The organism is Rhizobium sp. RU35A, from assembly GCF_900156005.1.
GTDB classification, from domain to species: Bacteria; Pseudomonadota; Alphaproteobacteria; order Rhizobiales; family Rhizobiaceae; genus Neorhizobium; species Neorhizobium straminoryzae.
Map to the genome: position 1 here is coordinate 68,505 of NZ_FTMR01000010.1, position 12,143 is coordinate 80,647.

12 protein-coding genes are annotated in these 12,143 nt (G+C 62.3%); 3 read left to right on the forward strand and 9 right to left on the reverse strand.

The window, feature by feature from the left end:
- The first annotated feature begins 71 nt into the window (after positions 1-71).
- Positions 72-716, forward strand: coding sequence for a GntR family transcriptional regulator (locus F3H95_RS20280; protein WP_149747341.1), 645 nt, complete (start codon positions 72-74; stop codon positions 714-716).
- A gap of 3 nt (positions 717-719) precedes the next feature.
- Here the strand turns inward: F3H95_RS20280 and sufA are convergent, their stop codons facing one another.
- The 8 genes from sufA to F3H95_RS20320 all read right to left on the reverse strand — a co-directional run bounded on the left by sufA (position 720) and on the right by F3H95_RS20320 (position 8,490).
- Positions 720-1,112, reverse strand: coding sequence for a Fe-S cluster assembly scaffold SufA (gene sufA / locus F3H95_RS20285; RefSeq protein ID WP_149747342.1), 393 nt, complete (start codon positions 1,110-1,112; stop codon positions 720-722).
- A 345-nt stretch (positions 1,113-1,457) separates the two neighbouring features.
- Positions 1,458-1,838: an SUF system Fe-S cluster assembly protein gene (locus F3H95_RS20290; protein WP_142880860.1), complete on the reverse strand. Its 381-nt coding sequence runs from the start codon at positions 1,836-1,838 to the stop codon at positions 1,458-1,460.
- Between the two features lie 10 nt (positions 1,839-1,848).
- Positions 1,849-3,096 carry a cysteine desulfurase gene (locus tag F3H95_RS20295; RefSeq protein ID WP_142880859.1) on the reverse strand — a complete coding sequence of 416 codons (1,248 nt, stop codon included), beginning with the start codon at positions 3,094-3,096 and terminating at the stop codon, positions 1,849-1,851.
- Positions 3,086-3,478 carry a VOC family protein gene (locus F3H95_RS20300; RefSeq protein ID WP_149747343.1) on the reverse strand — a complete coding sequence of 131 codons (393 nt, stop codon included), beginning with the start codon at positions 3,476-3,478 and terminating at the stop codon, positions 3,086-3,088. Before F3H95_RS20300 ends, F3H95_RS20295 begins: the two co-directional genes overlap by 11 nt.
- Positions 3,471-4,745 (reverse strand): Fe-S cluster assembly protein SufD, encoded by a 1,275-nt coding sequence (gene sufD / locus F3H95_RS20305; protein ID WP_142880857.1) that lies wholly within the window; start codon positions 4,743-4,745, stop codon positions 3,471-3,473. Before sufD ends, F3H95_RS20300 begins: the two co-directional genes overlap by 8 nt.
- Before the next feature lie 24 nt (positions 4,746-4,769).
- Complete coding sequence (gene sufC, locus F3H95_RS20310; RefSeq protein ID WP_142880856.1) at positions 4,770-5,525, reverse strand: Fe-S cluster assembly ATPase SufC; 756 nt, start codon at positions 5,523-5,525, stop codon at positions 4,770-4,772.
- A 186-nt stretch (positions 5,526-5,711) separates the two neighbouring features.
- Positions 5,712-7,181 carry a Fe-S cluster assembly protein SufB gene (gene sufB / locus F3H95_RS20315; protein ID WP_149747344.1) on the reverse strand — a complete coding sequence of 490 codons (1,470 nt, stop codon included), beginning with the start codon at positions 7,179-7,181 and terminating at the stop codon, positions 5,712-5,714.
- A 142-nt stretch (positions 7,182-7,323) separates the two neighbouring features.
- Positions 7,324-8,490 carry a cysteine desulfurase family protein gene (locus tag F3H95_RS20320; RefSeq protein ID WP_149747345.1) on the reverse strand — a complete coding sequence of 389 codons (1,167 nt, stop codon included), beginning with the start codon at positions 8,488-8,490 and terminating at the stop codon, positions 7,324-7,326.
- A 212-nt stretch (positions 8,491-8,702) separates the two neighbouring features.
- Here F3H95_RS20320 and F3H95_RS20325 point away from each other — a divergent pair, with 212 nt between their 5' ends.
- On the forward strand, positions 8,703-9,380 hold the full coding sequence (locus tag F3H95_RS20325; RefSeq protein WP_142880853.1) for an alpha/beta hydrolase: 678 nt from the start codon (positions 8,703-8,705) through the stop codon (positions 9,378-9,380).
- 78 nt (positions 9,381-9,458) lie between these two features.
- Here the strand turns inward: F3H95_RS20325 and F3H95_RS20330 are convergent, their stop codons facing one another.
- Complete coding sequence (locus F3H95_RS20330; RefSeq protein WP_142880852.1) at positions 9,459-10,640, reverse strand: GGDEF domain-containing protein; 1,182 nt, start codon at positions 10,638-10,640, stop codon at positions 9,459-9,461.
- Between the two features lie 230 nt (positions 10,641-10,870).
- Here F3H95_RS20330 and tyrS point away from each other — a divergent pair, with 230 nt between their 5' ends.
- Positions 10,871-12,124: a tyrosine--tRNA ligase gene (gene tyrS, locus F3H95_RS20335; protein WP_142880851.1), complete on the forward strand. Its 1,254-nt coding sequence runs from the start codon at positions 10,871-10,873 to the stop codon at positions 12,122-12,124.
- Positions 12,125-12,143: the final 19 nt, after the last annotated feature.

The following is a 12,143-nucleotide window of genomic DNA, read 5'->3' on the forward strand; positions in this document are numbered from 1 at the left end:
GCTGTCGAACTGATATATCATAAGTCGCCATTTGGCTGGCGCGTCGATCCTTATTGATATATCAGATTTCCATGGATGATCTTTCGCCGGAAACCCATAGTGATTCTCTCGCCCATCAGGCCTATCGGGTCCTGGAGCAGGCGATCGTGACGCTGGCGCTGGCGCCGGGTTCGCTTGTCACCGAGAAGCAGTTGATCGATCTGGCTGGCCAGGGGCGTACGCCGGTGCGCGAGGCGATCCTGAAGCTGGAATGGCAGAGGTTGATCGTGGTGAAGCCGCGCAGCGGGCTTCGGATCGCCGACATTGCACCGTCCGACTGGCAAAACGTGATGGCGGTGCGACGGCGGCTCGAGCCGGAGGCGGCGGCGCTTGTGGCGCGCCACGCCGATGACGGACAGCGCAGGCGGCTGGTGGAATGCGCAAGGGACATGAGTACCGCAGCCGTGATGGCAGATACCGTGGGCTTTCTCGCCGCCGACAAGCGATTCGATGACATCATGGAGCATGCCTGCCCCAATCGTTTTCTCTCGGCCGCGCTTGCACCGCTCAGGGCGCATGCGCGCCGCCTGTGGTGCGCCACAGCGACGACCGAACTCATGGACCGGGCCGTCGGCCTGCATCTGGCCGTCATCCGCGCCATTCAGACGGGGGATTGTGTTGAAGCGGCAGCCGCAACCGGGCGACTTCTCGATGCCTTGCCGGATCTTGAGAGATAGGTCTCAGGCGGGGCTTGCTTCGCCCGCCCTTTCGCGGGCGAGGGCTGCCAGATCCGCCGGCTTCAGCTCGACCGATTCGCCGCAGCCGCAGGCCGAGGTCTGGTTGGGATTGATGAAGGTAAAGCCGGAGCGCATTTTCGTTACTTCGAAATCCATCCGCGTGCCGAGCAGATAGAGCACGGCGGAGGGTTCGATCCAGACCTTCGCACCTGCATGCTCGATCAGGTCGTCTTTGGCGCTCGGTTCCGTCACCAGATCGACGGTATATTCCATGCCGGCGCAACCGCCCTTCTTGATGCCGATGCGAAGCCCCTTCGCATCCGGCCCGGATTTGTCGATGATCGCCTTTACGCGGTCCGCGGCGGCATCGGTCATGGTCATCACGGCAAAGCCCATCGGCTCATTCTCCTTCACGCATCCGGGGTCAAGGCCCGGCGGTTTTCATCTGCAATGTAGGACCGGCCGCGCGCCGGATCAAGACGCGGGAGGCATGCAGGACGCGGCGGATGTCAACGCCATCTGTCGGAATGCCTCTTCCCCATCGATCGGCTCGCCACTGGCGATCCCTTCCTGGATTACGGCATCCCGTTCGGTCGCTGCCCCCGGAAGGCATTGCGCGCGGCAGACACCCTCGCGTCGGCGCACGGCGATTCGCCGCTTTCGAGCGTGCTCTCGACGATGTCCGTCATGTTCTCGCTGACTTCGATGCGAATGGGGTGTGAGCCCGGCGCATCGGCCGGTTCAATACCAGCCGACCGCCACCTGCGCCTCTTCCGACATGCGCTCCGGCGTCCACGGCGGATCGAAGGTCATTTCCACGTCCACACCGGACACGCCCTCCACGGCGCCGACGGCATTTTCAACCCAGCCCGGCATTTCGCCGGCCACCGGGCAGCCGGGTGCCGTCAGCGTCATGACGATCTTCACCATGCGGTCGTCCTCGATGTCGATCTTGTAGACGAGGCCGAGTTCAAAGATGTCCGCCGGAATTTCCGGGTCATAGACTGTCTTCAGTGCCGCGACGATGTCGTCGGACAGGCGGGCGAGTTCGTCCGCCGGGATCGGCGAGCTGATGATGCCTTCGCGGGCATCCCACTTCGGAATGGTTTCTTCGGTCGACATGATTTCGTCCTCAGGCAAAGAAGTTTCGCGCATAGTCCAGCGCATCGGCCAGTGCATCCACCTCGGCGCGCGTGTTGTACATCGCAAAGGATGCCCGGCAGGTGGAGGTCACGCCGAAACGTTTCAAGAGGGGCATGGCGCAATGGGTGCCGGCGCGCACCGCCACGCCCTTGCGGTCGATCACCATCGAGACGTCATGGGCATGGATGCCGGCAAGTTCGAAGGAGAAGATCGCGCCCTTGCCCGGCGCATTGCCGATGATGCGCAGCGCATTGATCGCGGTCAGGCGTTCGGTGGCATAAGCCGTCAGGTCCGCCTCATGCGCGGCAATCGCGGCGCGACCGATCTTCTCCATATAGTCCAGCGCATGGCCAAGGCCGATCGCCTGCACGATCGGCGGCGTACCGGCCTCAAAACGGTGTGGCGGGTCGTTGTAGGTGACGAAATCCTGATCGACATCGATGATCATTTCGCCGCCGCCCTGGAAGGGACGCATGGACAGCAGCCGTTCCTTCTTGCCGTAGAGCACGCCGATGCCGGAGGGGCCGTAGAGCTTGTGGCCGGTCATCACATACCAGTCGCAGTCGAGATCGCGCACGTCGACCGGCATGTGCACGGCACCCTGGCTGCCATCGACCAGCACCGGGATATCCCGCTCATGGGCGATACGGCAGACATCCTTGATCGGCACCACGGTGCCGAGTGCGTTCGACATGTGGGTGATCGCCACCAGCCGTGTCCGGTCGGTCAGGCATTTTTCGAAATCGTCCAGATGGAAGGCGCCCTCGTCATCCACCGGTACCCAGACCAGCTTCACGCCCTGCCGTTCGCGCAGAAAATGCCAGGGCACGATGTTGGAATGGTGCTCCATGATGGTGAGCACGATCTCGTCGCCCTCCTTCAGGTGCGGCATCGCCCAGCCATAGGCGACCGTGTTGATCGCCTCGGTCGAATTCTTGGTGAAGACGATGTCGTCCACCGAGGGTGCATTCAGGAAGCGGCGCACCTTTTCGCGTGCGGCCTCATAGGCCTCCGTCGCGGCATTGGAAAGGTAATGCAGACCGCGATGCACATTGGCATATTCGGCGGAATAGGCATGCGCGATGCCATCGATCACGCTTTGCGGCTTTTGCGCGGAGGCGCCGTTGTCCAGATAGACCAGCGGCTTGCCGTGCACCATGGTGGAGAGGATCGGGAAATCCCGGCGGATTGCCTCGACATCATAGGCGCCACCGGCGGATGCGAAATTAGCCGTCATAGCTGATGAACTCCATGAGCGACCCGTCCGGATCGCGGAAATAGACGCTCAGTCCCTTGCCTTGCGCACCGAAGCGTTCAACAGGTCCAATCTCTAAGGCGACGCCTTCTGCAGAAAGATGGCCCATCGCTTCCGCGATCGGTCCGTGCCAGCGGAAGCAAAGGTCGCTGTTTCCGGGCATCACCGGGTGGCGCGCAACGGGCGTGCCCACGGCACCCGGTCCATGCACGTTGAGCTGCTGTTCGCCGAGGCGAAACACATAGCCTCCCTTTGCCGTGCGGATCGCCTCGGCCCCGATTACCCGTGTGTAGAAGTCCCGGGCCGTTTCCCAGTCCGAGACGTGGATCACCGAATGATCGAGGCTGACGCGGGGATCAGGCATGCCGTTCCAGCCAGCCGGAAATCACCGTCTCCAGTGCCTCGACCAGCGCCTCGTCATCCAGCTCCTCGACGATCTCCGCCACGAAGGCATTGACCAGCATGGCGCGGGCCTTGCTGCGCGGAATGCCGCGGGCCATCAGGTAGTAGAGATGGTTGTCGTCGATATCGGCAACCGTGGCGCCATGGCCGCACTGCACGTCGTCGGCGAAGATTTCGAGTTCCGGCTTGGCCGCGAACTCGGCATCGTCGGACATCAACAGCGTGTTGCAGGCCATGCGGGCATCGGTCTTCTGCGCATCGAGCGCAACCTTGATCATGCCCTGGAACACGCCCCGCGCGCGGTCGAACACCACATTGCGAAAAATTTCCGTGGAGGTGGTGTTTGGCACATTGTGGCCGAGAACCAGCGTCACGTCGGTATGGGTGTCGCCGCCGAGCAGGTTGACGCCGCGCAGCTGCAGGTCTGCCCCCTCGCCCGCCACATCGACGCGCAGTTCCTGGCGCACCAGCTTGCCGCCGGCATTGATCACGAAAAGCCGCAGCTTGGCGTCTGCACCGACGCGGATGCGCACCTGGCCGAGATGCGTGTCGGAGGAACCCTGTTCCTGCAGCACGATCCAGGTCACGTCTGCGCCGTCTTCCAGCGAGATGTCGCTGACGGAAGAGACGAAGGCCTGACCGTCGGTCGTCGCCACATGCCGCTCGATGACGGTCGCCTTCGAGGCCGCACCGAAGCTCACCGGAAAGCGGGTGTGGATCTGGCCGGCGCCGTGCAGCGCCTGGATCTCGATCGGCTGCTCGATCTCGACGCCTTCGGGAAACTCCAGCACATAGCCGTCGCGCACGAAGCTGCCATTGATCTTGCCGATGGTATCGTCACCATCGATCACCGAAAGGCCGGGAGCCGCGGTGCCTTCGCGCAGCATCGCATCGAAGGTGCCGACGACCACGCCCTCGACGGAGGCTTTGCCGTCGGCATGCCCGTCCTGCATCACGATGACGGAAGCGGTTTCCACCAGCGGGGCCGGCGCGGCAACCAGGCCTGCCGGCTGCATCGCGGGAAGTGCGCGCAGCAGCGTCTTCAGGTCAGTATAGTGCCAGGCCTCCACCCGGCGTGTTGGAAGACCATTGGTCTTCAGATCGTCCACCAGCCGGTCGCGCGCGCTGATCACCGCGCCATTGCCCGGCAGGTCGCCGACATGCTGGTTGAAGGCGTCGATCAGGGCCGCTTCTGCAGCGGTCTGCCGGCTTGTTGTCTGCATGTTCATGCCACACTCCTTTCGCCGTCGCCCTCAGGCGGCTTCACCGATGATGTCGGCATAGCCGTTGGCTTCCAGTTCGAGTGCCAGCGACTTGTCGCCGGTGCGGATGATCTGGCCCTTGTAGAGAACATGCACCGTGTCCGGCACGATGTAGTCCAGCAGGCGCTGGTAGTGGGTGATGACGATCGTGGCGCGATCCGGAGATTTCAGCGCATTCACGCCATCGGCAACGATCTTCAGCGCATCGATGTCGAGACCGGAATCGGTTTCATCGAGCACGCACAACTTCGGCTCCAGCAGCGCCATCTGCAGGATTTCGGCGCGCTTCTTCTCGCCACCGGAGAAGCCGACGTTCAGCGGCCGCTTCAGCATGTCCGGGTTGATCTTCAGCTCGGCGGCGGCTTCCTTGACGCGGCGCATGAAGTCCGGCGTCGTCAGTTCCGCTTCGCCGCGCGCCTTGCGCTGCTCGTTCATCGCGACCTTCAGGAACTGCATGGTGGCCACGCCCGGAATTTCGACCGGATACTGGAAGGCGAGGAAAATGCCCTTGGCGGCGCGCTCGGCCGGATCAAGTTCGAGAATGTTCTCGCCGTTATACAGGATCTCGCCTTCGGTCACCTCATAGTCCTCGCGGCCCGACAGGATGTAGGACAGCGTCGACTTGCCGGAGCCGTTCGGGCCCATGATGGCCGCCACTTCGCCAGCCTTCACTGTCAGGTTCAGGCCGCGGATGATTTCGGTGCCGTCTTCGGCGATGCGGGCGTGCAGGTTCTTGATTTCAAGCATGTTCACGTTCCTGTTCATAGGGCGGTTCAAGGGCCGCCTGTCTTTGTCTGCGCCGTCCCGGCGCCTTGTTCCGTCATCCTCGGGTTTGCCCGAGGATCCATCAAGTCGCGTTCTGTGCGTCACTTCGCGCCGCATATCCTCGGGGCAGGCCCGAGGATAAGGACTGGCGGACGCCAGCCGCTCCCATCACCCGACGCTGCCTTCCAGCGAAATTCCGATCAGCTTCTGCGCTTCGACCGCAAATTCCATCGGCAGTTCCTGGATGACCTCCTTGACGAAGCCGTTGACGATCAGCGCGATCGCCGCCTCTTCCGGAATGCCGCGCTGCAGGCAATAGAACAGCTGGTCCTCGGAGATCTTCGAGGTGGTCGCCTCATGTTCGAACTGGGCGGAGGAATTCTTCGCCTCGATATACGGCACCGTATGCGCGCCGCAGCGGTCACCGATGAGGAGCGAATCGCACTGCGTGAAGTTGCGGGCATTGGTCGCCTTGCGATGCGCCGAGACCTGGCCGCGATAGGTGTTTTGCGAGACACCGGCGGCAATGCCCTTGGAGATGATGCGGCTCGAGGTGTTCTTGCCGAGATGGATCATCTTGGTGCCCGAATCGATCTGCTGATGGCCGTTGGAAACCGCGATCGAGTAGAACTCGCCGCGGCTGTCATCGCCACGCAGGATGCAGCTCGGATATTTCCAGGTGATGGCCGAGCCGGTTTCCACCTGCGTCCACGAGATCTTCGAGCGGTCGCCGCGGCAATCGCCACGCTTGGTCACGAAATTGTAGATGCCACCCTTGCCCTGCTTGTCGCCGGGATACCAGTTCTGCACCGTCGAATACTTGATCTCGGCATCATCGAGCGCCACCAGTTCGACGACGGCGGCATGCAGCTGGTTCTCGTCGCGCTGCGGCGCGGTGCAGCCTTCGAGATAGGAGACGTAGGCCCCCTCGTCGGCAATGATCAGCGTGCGCTCGAACTGGCCGGTGTTCTTCTCGTTGATGCGGAAATAGGTGGAAAGCTCCATCGGGCACCGCACGCCCTTCGGCACATAGACGAAGGAGCCGTCGGTGAAGACCGCCGAATTCAGCGTGGCATAGTAGTTGTCGGTGGTCGGGACGACGGAACCGAGATATTTCTTCACCAGCTCCGGATGCTCGCGCACGGCTTCGGAGATCGACATGAAGATCACGCCGGCCTTGGCCAGTTCCTTCTTGAAGGTGGTGACGACCGAAACGCTGTCGAATACGGCATCGACCGCGACGCGCGGCTTGTCCACGCCGGCGAGGATTTCCTGTTCCTTGAGCGGAATACCAAGCTTTTCATAGACCTTGAGGAGTTCCGGATCGACCTCGTCGAGCGACTTCGGGCCGGACGTCGTCTTCGGCGCGGCATAGTAGTAGATGTCGTTGAAGTCGATCCTGGGATAGTCGACGCGGGCCCAGGTCGGCTCTTCCATCGTCAGCCAGCGGCGATAGGCGTCGAGGCGCCATTCCAGCATCCAGTCCGGCTCCTGCTTCTTGGCGGAAATGAAGCGGATGATCTCTTCGGACAGGCCCTTCGGGGCCTTCTCGACTTCGATTTCCGTCTCGAAGCCATATTTGTACTGGTCCACGTCGATCTGGCGGACCTGATCGATGGTCTCCTGCACGGCAGCCATGGTCATACTCCAATCTTGCCGGAATCAAGGGTCCGGCAGCTTGTCATTTCTTGGCGGAAGTCCGCCCTCATGTAGGCGCCAGAAGGCGGTTTTCCCACCTTTTGGCAAGCAGATTTTTGCGTTTCCGCAATTTAGAACAGGCTCACGCGGCCTGTCCGGCAGCCTTCCGGCGCCCGGAAATTCTCGCGAAGGCGGCAAGCGCCTTCTCGATCTCCGCCTCTGTCGTCAGCGGGCCGAGCGACATCCGCAGCGCCCCCATGTCCGCATCGCAACCCATGGCTGCCAGCACGTGGCTCTGCCCCACCTTGCCCGACGAGCAGGCGGATCCTGCCGAGAGCGCAATTCCTTCCAGATCGAAGGCGATCTGCCCGGTCTCCGACTTCAGCCCAGGCAGGGTGAAGAAGGTGGTGTTGGACACCCGTTGCTCGCCGGCGCCATGAATGATCACATCGGCGGCGGCGGCGCGCATGCCCTCTTCCAGCCGCTGGCGCAATGCGCCGATCGCGATATTGCGTGTCTCCATGTCAGCAAGGGCTGCCTCCGCGGCGGCACCGAAGCCGAGGATGCCCGGAAAGTTCTCCGTACCGGAGCGATGGCCCTTCTCCTGCCCGCCGCCGCGGATCAGCGGCTGTGGCATCATCACCTCGCCGCGCGATATCAGCGCCCCGACACCCTTCGGTCCGGCGATCTTGTGGGAGGAGACAATCAGAAAATCCGCGTCCAGCGCGGCAATGTCGACCGGGATGCGCCCGACCGCCTGCACCGCATCCACCACCAGCACGCCGCCCTTGCCATGCACCAGTGCAGCCGCTTCGGCCACCGGCTGGATGATGCCCGTCTCGTTGTTGACCAGCATGACGGCGACCATCGGCAGGCCTGATGCGGCGTCATGCGCATCGAGCTTGGCGGCAAGTGCCGCCAGATCCAGCACGCCCTGCGGCGTCACCGCGATCTCACTCACCTGCCCGGCACCAAAACGTCCGCCTTCGCGCAGCGCCGGATGCTCGATGGCAGAGACATAGAGATGGCCGATGACAAGCGGCGCACGCCCCATGCGGAAGGCGGGTGTCAGCACGAGGTTCGCAGCTTCGGTTGCACCGCTGGTGAATGTGACATGCTGTGGATCGGCTCCGACAAGCGCCGCCACCTGCCGGCGTGCGCGGTCTATGCCGGCGCGTGCAGCGCGTCCCTCGCCATGCACCGAGGAGGCGTTGCCCGGCAGATCATAGGCATCCAGCATGGCGCGCCGTGCCGCTTCGCCAAGCGGCGCCGTCGCGTTCCAGTCCAGATATGCGCGTGTCTTGGACATTGCAGCCTGCGGTTCCCGGTCCAGATCCGGCATGACGACGCATTTCCCTTGAAATTTTCGCCACGCATGCCGTAAGAGACGACCACCTGGGCGGCATCGCCGACCCAAATTTCGAATGGTTCTAAACTGTTTCTAGAAAAGATGACCGCATTCGTCAAGTCAAAGCGGTTGTGAAACGGTTGGAAACATCAAAAAAGCTGACCGGAGTAACGATGCCCGAAGTGATTTTCAACGGCCCTGCCGGCCGCCTCGAAGGACGCTATCAGCCCTCGAAGGAGAAAAACGCCCCGATCGCGATCATCCTGCACCCGCACCCGCAGTTCGGCGGCACGATGAACAACCAGATCGTCTACCAGCTGTTCTACATGTTCCAGAAGCGGGGCTTCACGACGCTGCGCTTCAACTTCCGGGGCATCGGCCGCAGCCAGGGCGAATTCGACCATGGCGCTGGCGAGCTTTCCGATGCGGCGGCCGCGCTTGACTGGGTGCAGGCGCTGCACCCCGATTCGAAGAGCTGCTGGGTCGCCGGCTATTCCTTCGGCGCCTGGATCGGCATGCAGCTCCTGATGCGCCGCCCGGAGATCGAAGGCTTCCTGTCGATCGCACCGCAGCCGAATATCTACGACTTCTCCTTCCTCGCGCCCTGCCCCTCGTCCGGGCTGATCATCAATGGCGATTCCGACAAGGTTGCGCCGGAAAAGGATGTGAATGCGCTGGTGGAAAAGCTCAAGACGCAGAAGGGTATCCTGATCACCCACCGCACCGTCGAAGGCGCCAACCACTTCTTCAACGGTCGCGTGGAAGCGCTGATGGCTGACTGTGAGGATTACCTTGACCGCCGCCTGAACGGCGAGCTGGTGCCGGAACCGGCGGCGAAGCGCATCCGCTGAACGCGCCGTCCATTCCGCATGAACACCCAAACGGCCCTTCGGGGCCGTTTTTCGTTGGAAACACTTCCGCAGTGTCGATCAGGCGCCGCTGGACACCACGGAAAAGGCCGGAGCTGCGCGATACTGGCGCACGCAGTTGCGGCCGGCAGCCTTGGCGTCGTAGAGCGCCTTGTCGGCGTGACGCATCACCATGCCGAGTTCATGGGCATGCTGGAAGACTGCAACCCCGAAGCTGGCGGTGATGTGGAAGCCCGCCGGCAGGCCCGGCACGGTCTGCATCGCCACGGAACCGCGCAGCGCCTGAGCGAACATGACGGCCGCATCCAGCGGCACCCCGGGCAGCAGGATGCAGAATTCTTCCCCGCCGATACGGCCCACCACGGCATCATCGGGAATGCTGGCGAGCAGCAGGGCACCAAAATGGCGGATCACCGAATCGCCGCTGAAATGGCCATAGGTGTCGTTGACCCGCTTGAAGTGATCGAGGTCGCAAAGGATCAGCGCATGCGGCCCCATGGCACGCCGCCGCAGCGCAAGGTCGCAATGCACGTCGAAGCCGCGACGGTTATAGACGCCGGACAGCGAATCGACCTCGGAATTGGTGCGCTCGTCGGCCATGATCTCCAGCACGAAGACCGACAGCAGCATCAGGCCGATGATCACGACAAAGACGCCGGTCGTGCTTTGCGAGACCAGCGCATAGTAGGAATGCACGTAATCCTGTGCCGTCTGCCCTGCCCCCACCAGCACGGCCAGCACGCCCTTGCCGATGAACTGCAGGCTGGCGAGCACCAGCAGCACCAGCATCACGCGGTCGATCATCATCCGCCGTGTCGAGTGCAGGATGGCAATCGCGCTGTGTGCCATGATCAGCGCAAACGGCACCTGATAGCTGATCGAATGCATGAAGGTGCCGCGCGGCAGCGGGTAGATCACGAGGTCAAGAAGGATCGAGGCAGCGAAGAAGACGCCAAGGAAGACCGGACTGGCCGGTACGCCATAAAGTTTGCCAATACCGATGCGGATCAGGACCATGCCGCCCAGCACCGAGGAGAAGGCCATCAGGGCAAACAGCTTAGGCCAGTCTGTGTAGGCCACCAGCAGTTCGGCAATGGTGGAGAGCGAGGCGATCGCATAGGCAGAAGCAATCCAGCGCGCGGCGGCTGCCGAGCGGCTGCGTGTGGAGACGATCAGGAAAACGACGCAGAACGACAGGCCGATCAGCAGGTTCATGATCAGAAAAAAATTTGCTCCATTCATAGAGCATCACGGGACTGCAGTTCCCGCCCTCCGTTCGGCGCTTTGCGGCCATCACGGACAAGAAAAGATTTAAACATTAATTTCATCTTAAATCACAATACGAAATGCAACATAAACGCAGGCCATGGCGGCCACAAGACAGCGATGGCGCACTTTTGGAGTGATTCCGCCGGAAAACAGTGTTAGAGGCGCGCTGCACATCAAAAGCAACCTCTTGCCAGAGATAGATCATGTCCAGGTTCAAGTCCGATTTCCTCCGCACGCTCGACGAACGCGGCTTCATTCACCAGGTCTCCGATGAAACCGGGCTGGATGAACTGCTGACCAAGGAAACCGTGACGGCTTACATCGGCTATGATCCGACCGCTTCCAGCCTGCATGTCGGACACCTGACGCAGATCATGATGCTGCACTGGTTCCAGGCGACCGGCCACCGGCCAATCTCGCTGATGGGCGGCGGCACCGGGATGGTGGGCGATCCGTCCTTCAAGGAGGAAGCGCGCAAACTGATGACAGTCGAGATGATCGAGGAGAACATCGCCTCGATCAAGCGTGTCTTCGCCAACTACCTCGATTACGACCGCGCCGGCGCCGCCGCGCTGATGATCAACAATGCCGAATGGCTGCGCCCGCTGAACTATCTCGAATTCCTGCGCGATGTCGGCCGGCATTTCTCGGTCAACCGCATGCTGTCCTTCGACAGCGTCAAGACCCGCCTCGACCGCGAGCAGTCCCTGTCGTTCCTGGAATTCAACTACATGATCCTTCAGGCCTACGACTTCGTGGAGCTGTCGCGCCGCTATGGCTGCCGGCTGCAGATGGGCGGTTCGGACCAGTGGGGCAATATCGTCAATGGCATCGATCTTGGCCACCGCATGGGCACCGAACAGCTTTACGCGCTGACCTCGCCGCTGCTGACCACCGCATCCGGCGCCAAGATGGGCAAGTCCGCCTCGGGTGCCGTCTGGCTGAACGCCGAGCTGATGCCCGTCTATGACTTCTGGCAGTACTGGCGCAACACGGAAGACGCCGATGTCGAGCGCTTCCTGAAGCTGTTCACCACGCTGCCGATGGACGAGATCGCCCGTCTTGCGGCCCTGGACGGCTCCGAGATCAACGAGGCAAAGAAGATTCTGGCGACAGAAGTGACGGCCATCCTGCATGGACGCCGGGCCGCCGACGAAGCCGCCGAAACCGCCCGCAAGACCTTCGAGGAAGGCGCGCTGTCGGAAAATCTGCCCTCCGTCGAGGTGCCGGGTGACGAACTGTCGACCGGTATCGGCCTTCTTGCGCTGATGGTGCGGGCTGGCCTTGCTGCATCGAACGGCGAAGCCCGCCGTCACGTGCAGGGTGGCGCCGTGCGCATCAACGACGAGGCAGTGTCGGACGAGCGCATGGCGATCGGCCGCGCCCAGATCACCGCCGATGGTATCGTCAAGCTGTCACTCGGCAAGAAGAAGCACATTCTGGTGCGTCCGGTCTGACGAGCGTCTTTCCCGAGCG

Bases quoted from the DNA above. Each gene is read 5' to 3' on its own strand.
- F3H95_RS20280 (WP_149747341.1), top strand. From the start codon at position 72: ATGGATGATCTTTCGCCGGAAACCCATAGTGATTCTCTCGCCCATCAG.
- sufA (WP_149747342.1), bottom strand. From the start codon at position 1,112: ATGGGCTTTGCCGTGATGACCATGACCGATGCCGCCGCGGACCGCGTA.
- F3H95_RS20290 (WP_142880860.1), bottom strand. From the start codon at position 1,838: ATGTCGACCGAAGAAACCATTCCGAAGTGGGATGCCCGCGAAGGCATC.
- F3H95_RS20295 (WP_142880859.1), bottom strand. From the start codon at position 3,096: ATGACGGCTAATTTCGCATCCGCCGGTGGCGCCTATGATGTCGAGGCA.
- F3H95_RS20300 (WP_149747343.1), bottom strand. From the start codon at position 3,478: ATGCCTGATCCCCGCGTCAGCCTCGATCATTCGGTGATCCACGTCTCG.
- sufD (WP_142880857.1), bottom strand. From the start codon at position 4,745: ATGAACATGCAGACAACAAGCCGGCAGACCGCTGCAGAAGCGGCCCTG.
- sufC (WP_142880856.1), bottom strand. From the start codon at position 5,525: ATGCTTGAAATCAAGAACCTGCACGCCCGCATCGCCGAAGACGGCACC.
- sufB (WP_149747344.1), bottom strand. From the start codon at position 7,181: ATGGCTGCCGTGCAGGAGACCATCGATCAGGTCCGCCAGATCGACGTG.
- F3H95_RS20320 (WP_149747345.1), bottom strand. From the start codon at position 8,490: ATGTCCAAGACACGCGCATATCTGGACTGGAACGCGACGGCGCCGCTT.
- F3H95_RS20325 (WP_142880853.1), top strand. From the start codon at position 8,703: ATGCCCGAAGTGATTTTCAACGGCCCTGCCGGCCGCCTCGAAGGACGC.
- F3H95_RS20330 (WP_142880852.1), bottom strand. From the start codon at position 10,640: ATGAATGGAGCAAATTTTTTTCTGATCATGAACCTGCTGATCGGCCTG.
- tyrS (WP_142880851.1), top strand. From the start codon at position 10,871: ATGTCCAGGTTCAAGTCCGATTTCCTCCGCACGCTCGACGAACGCGGC.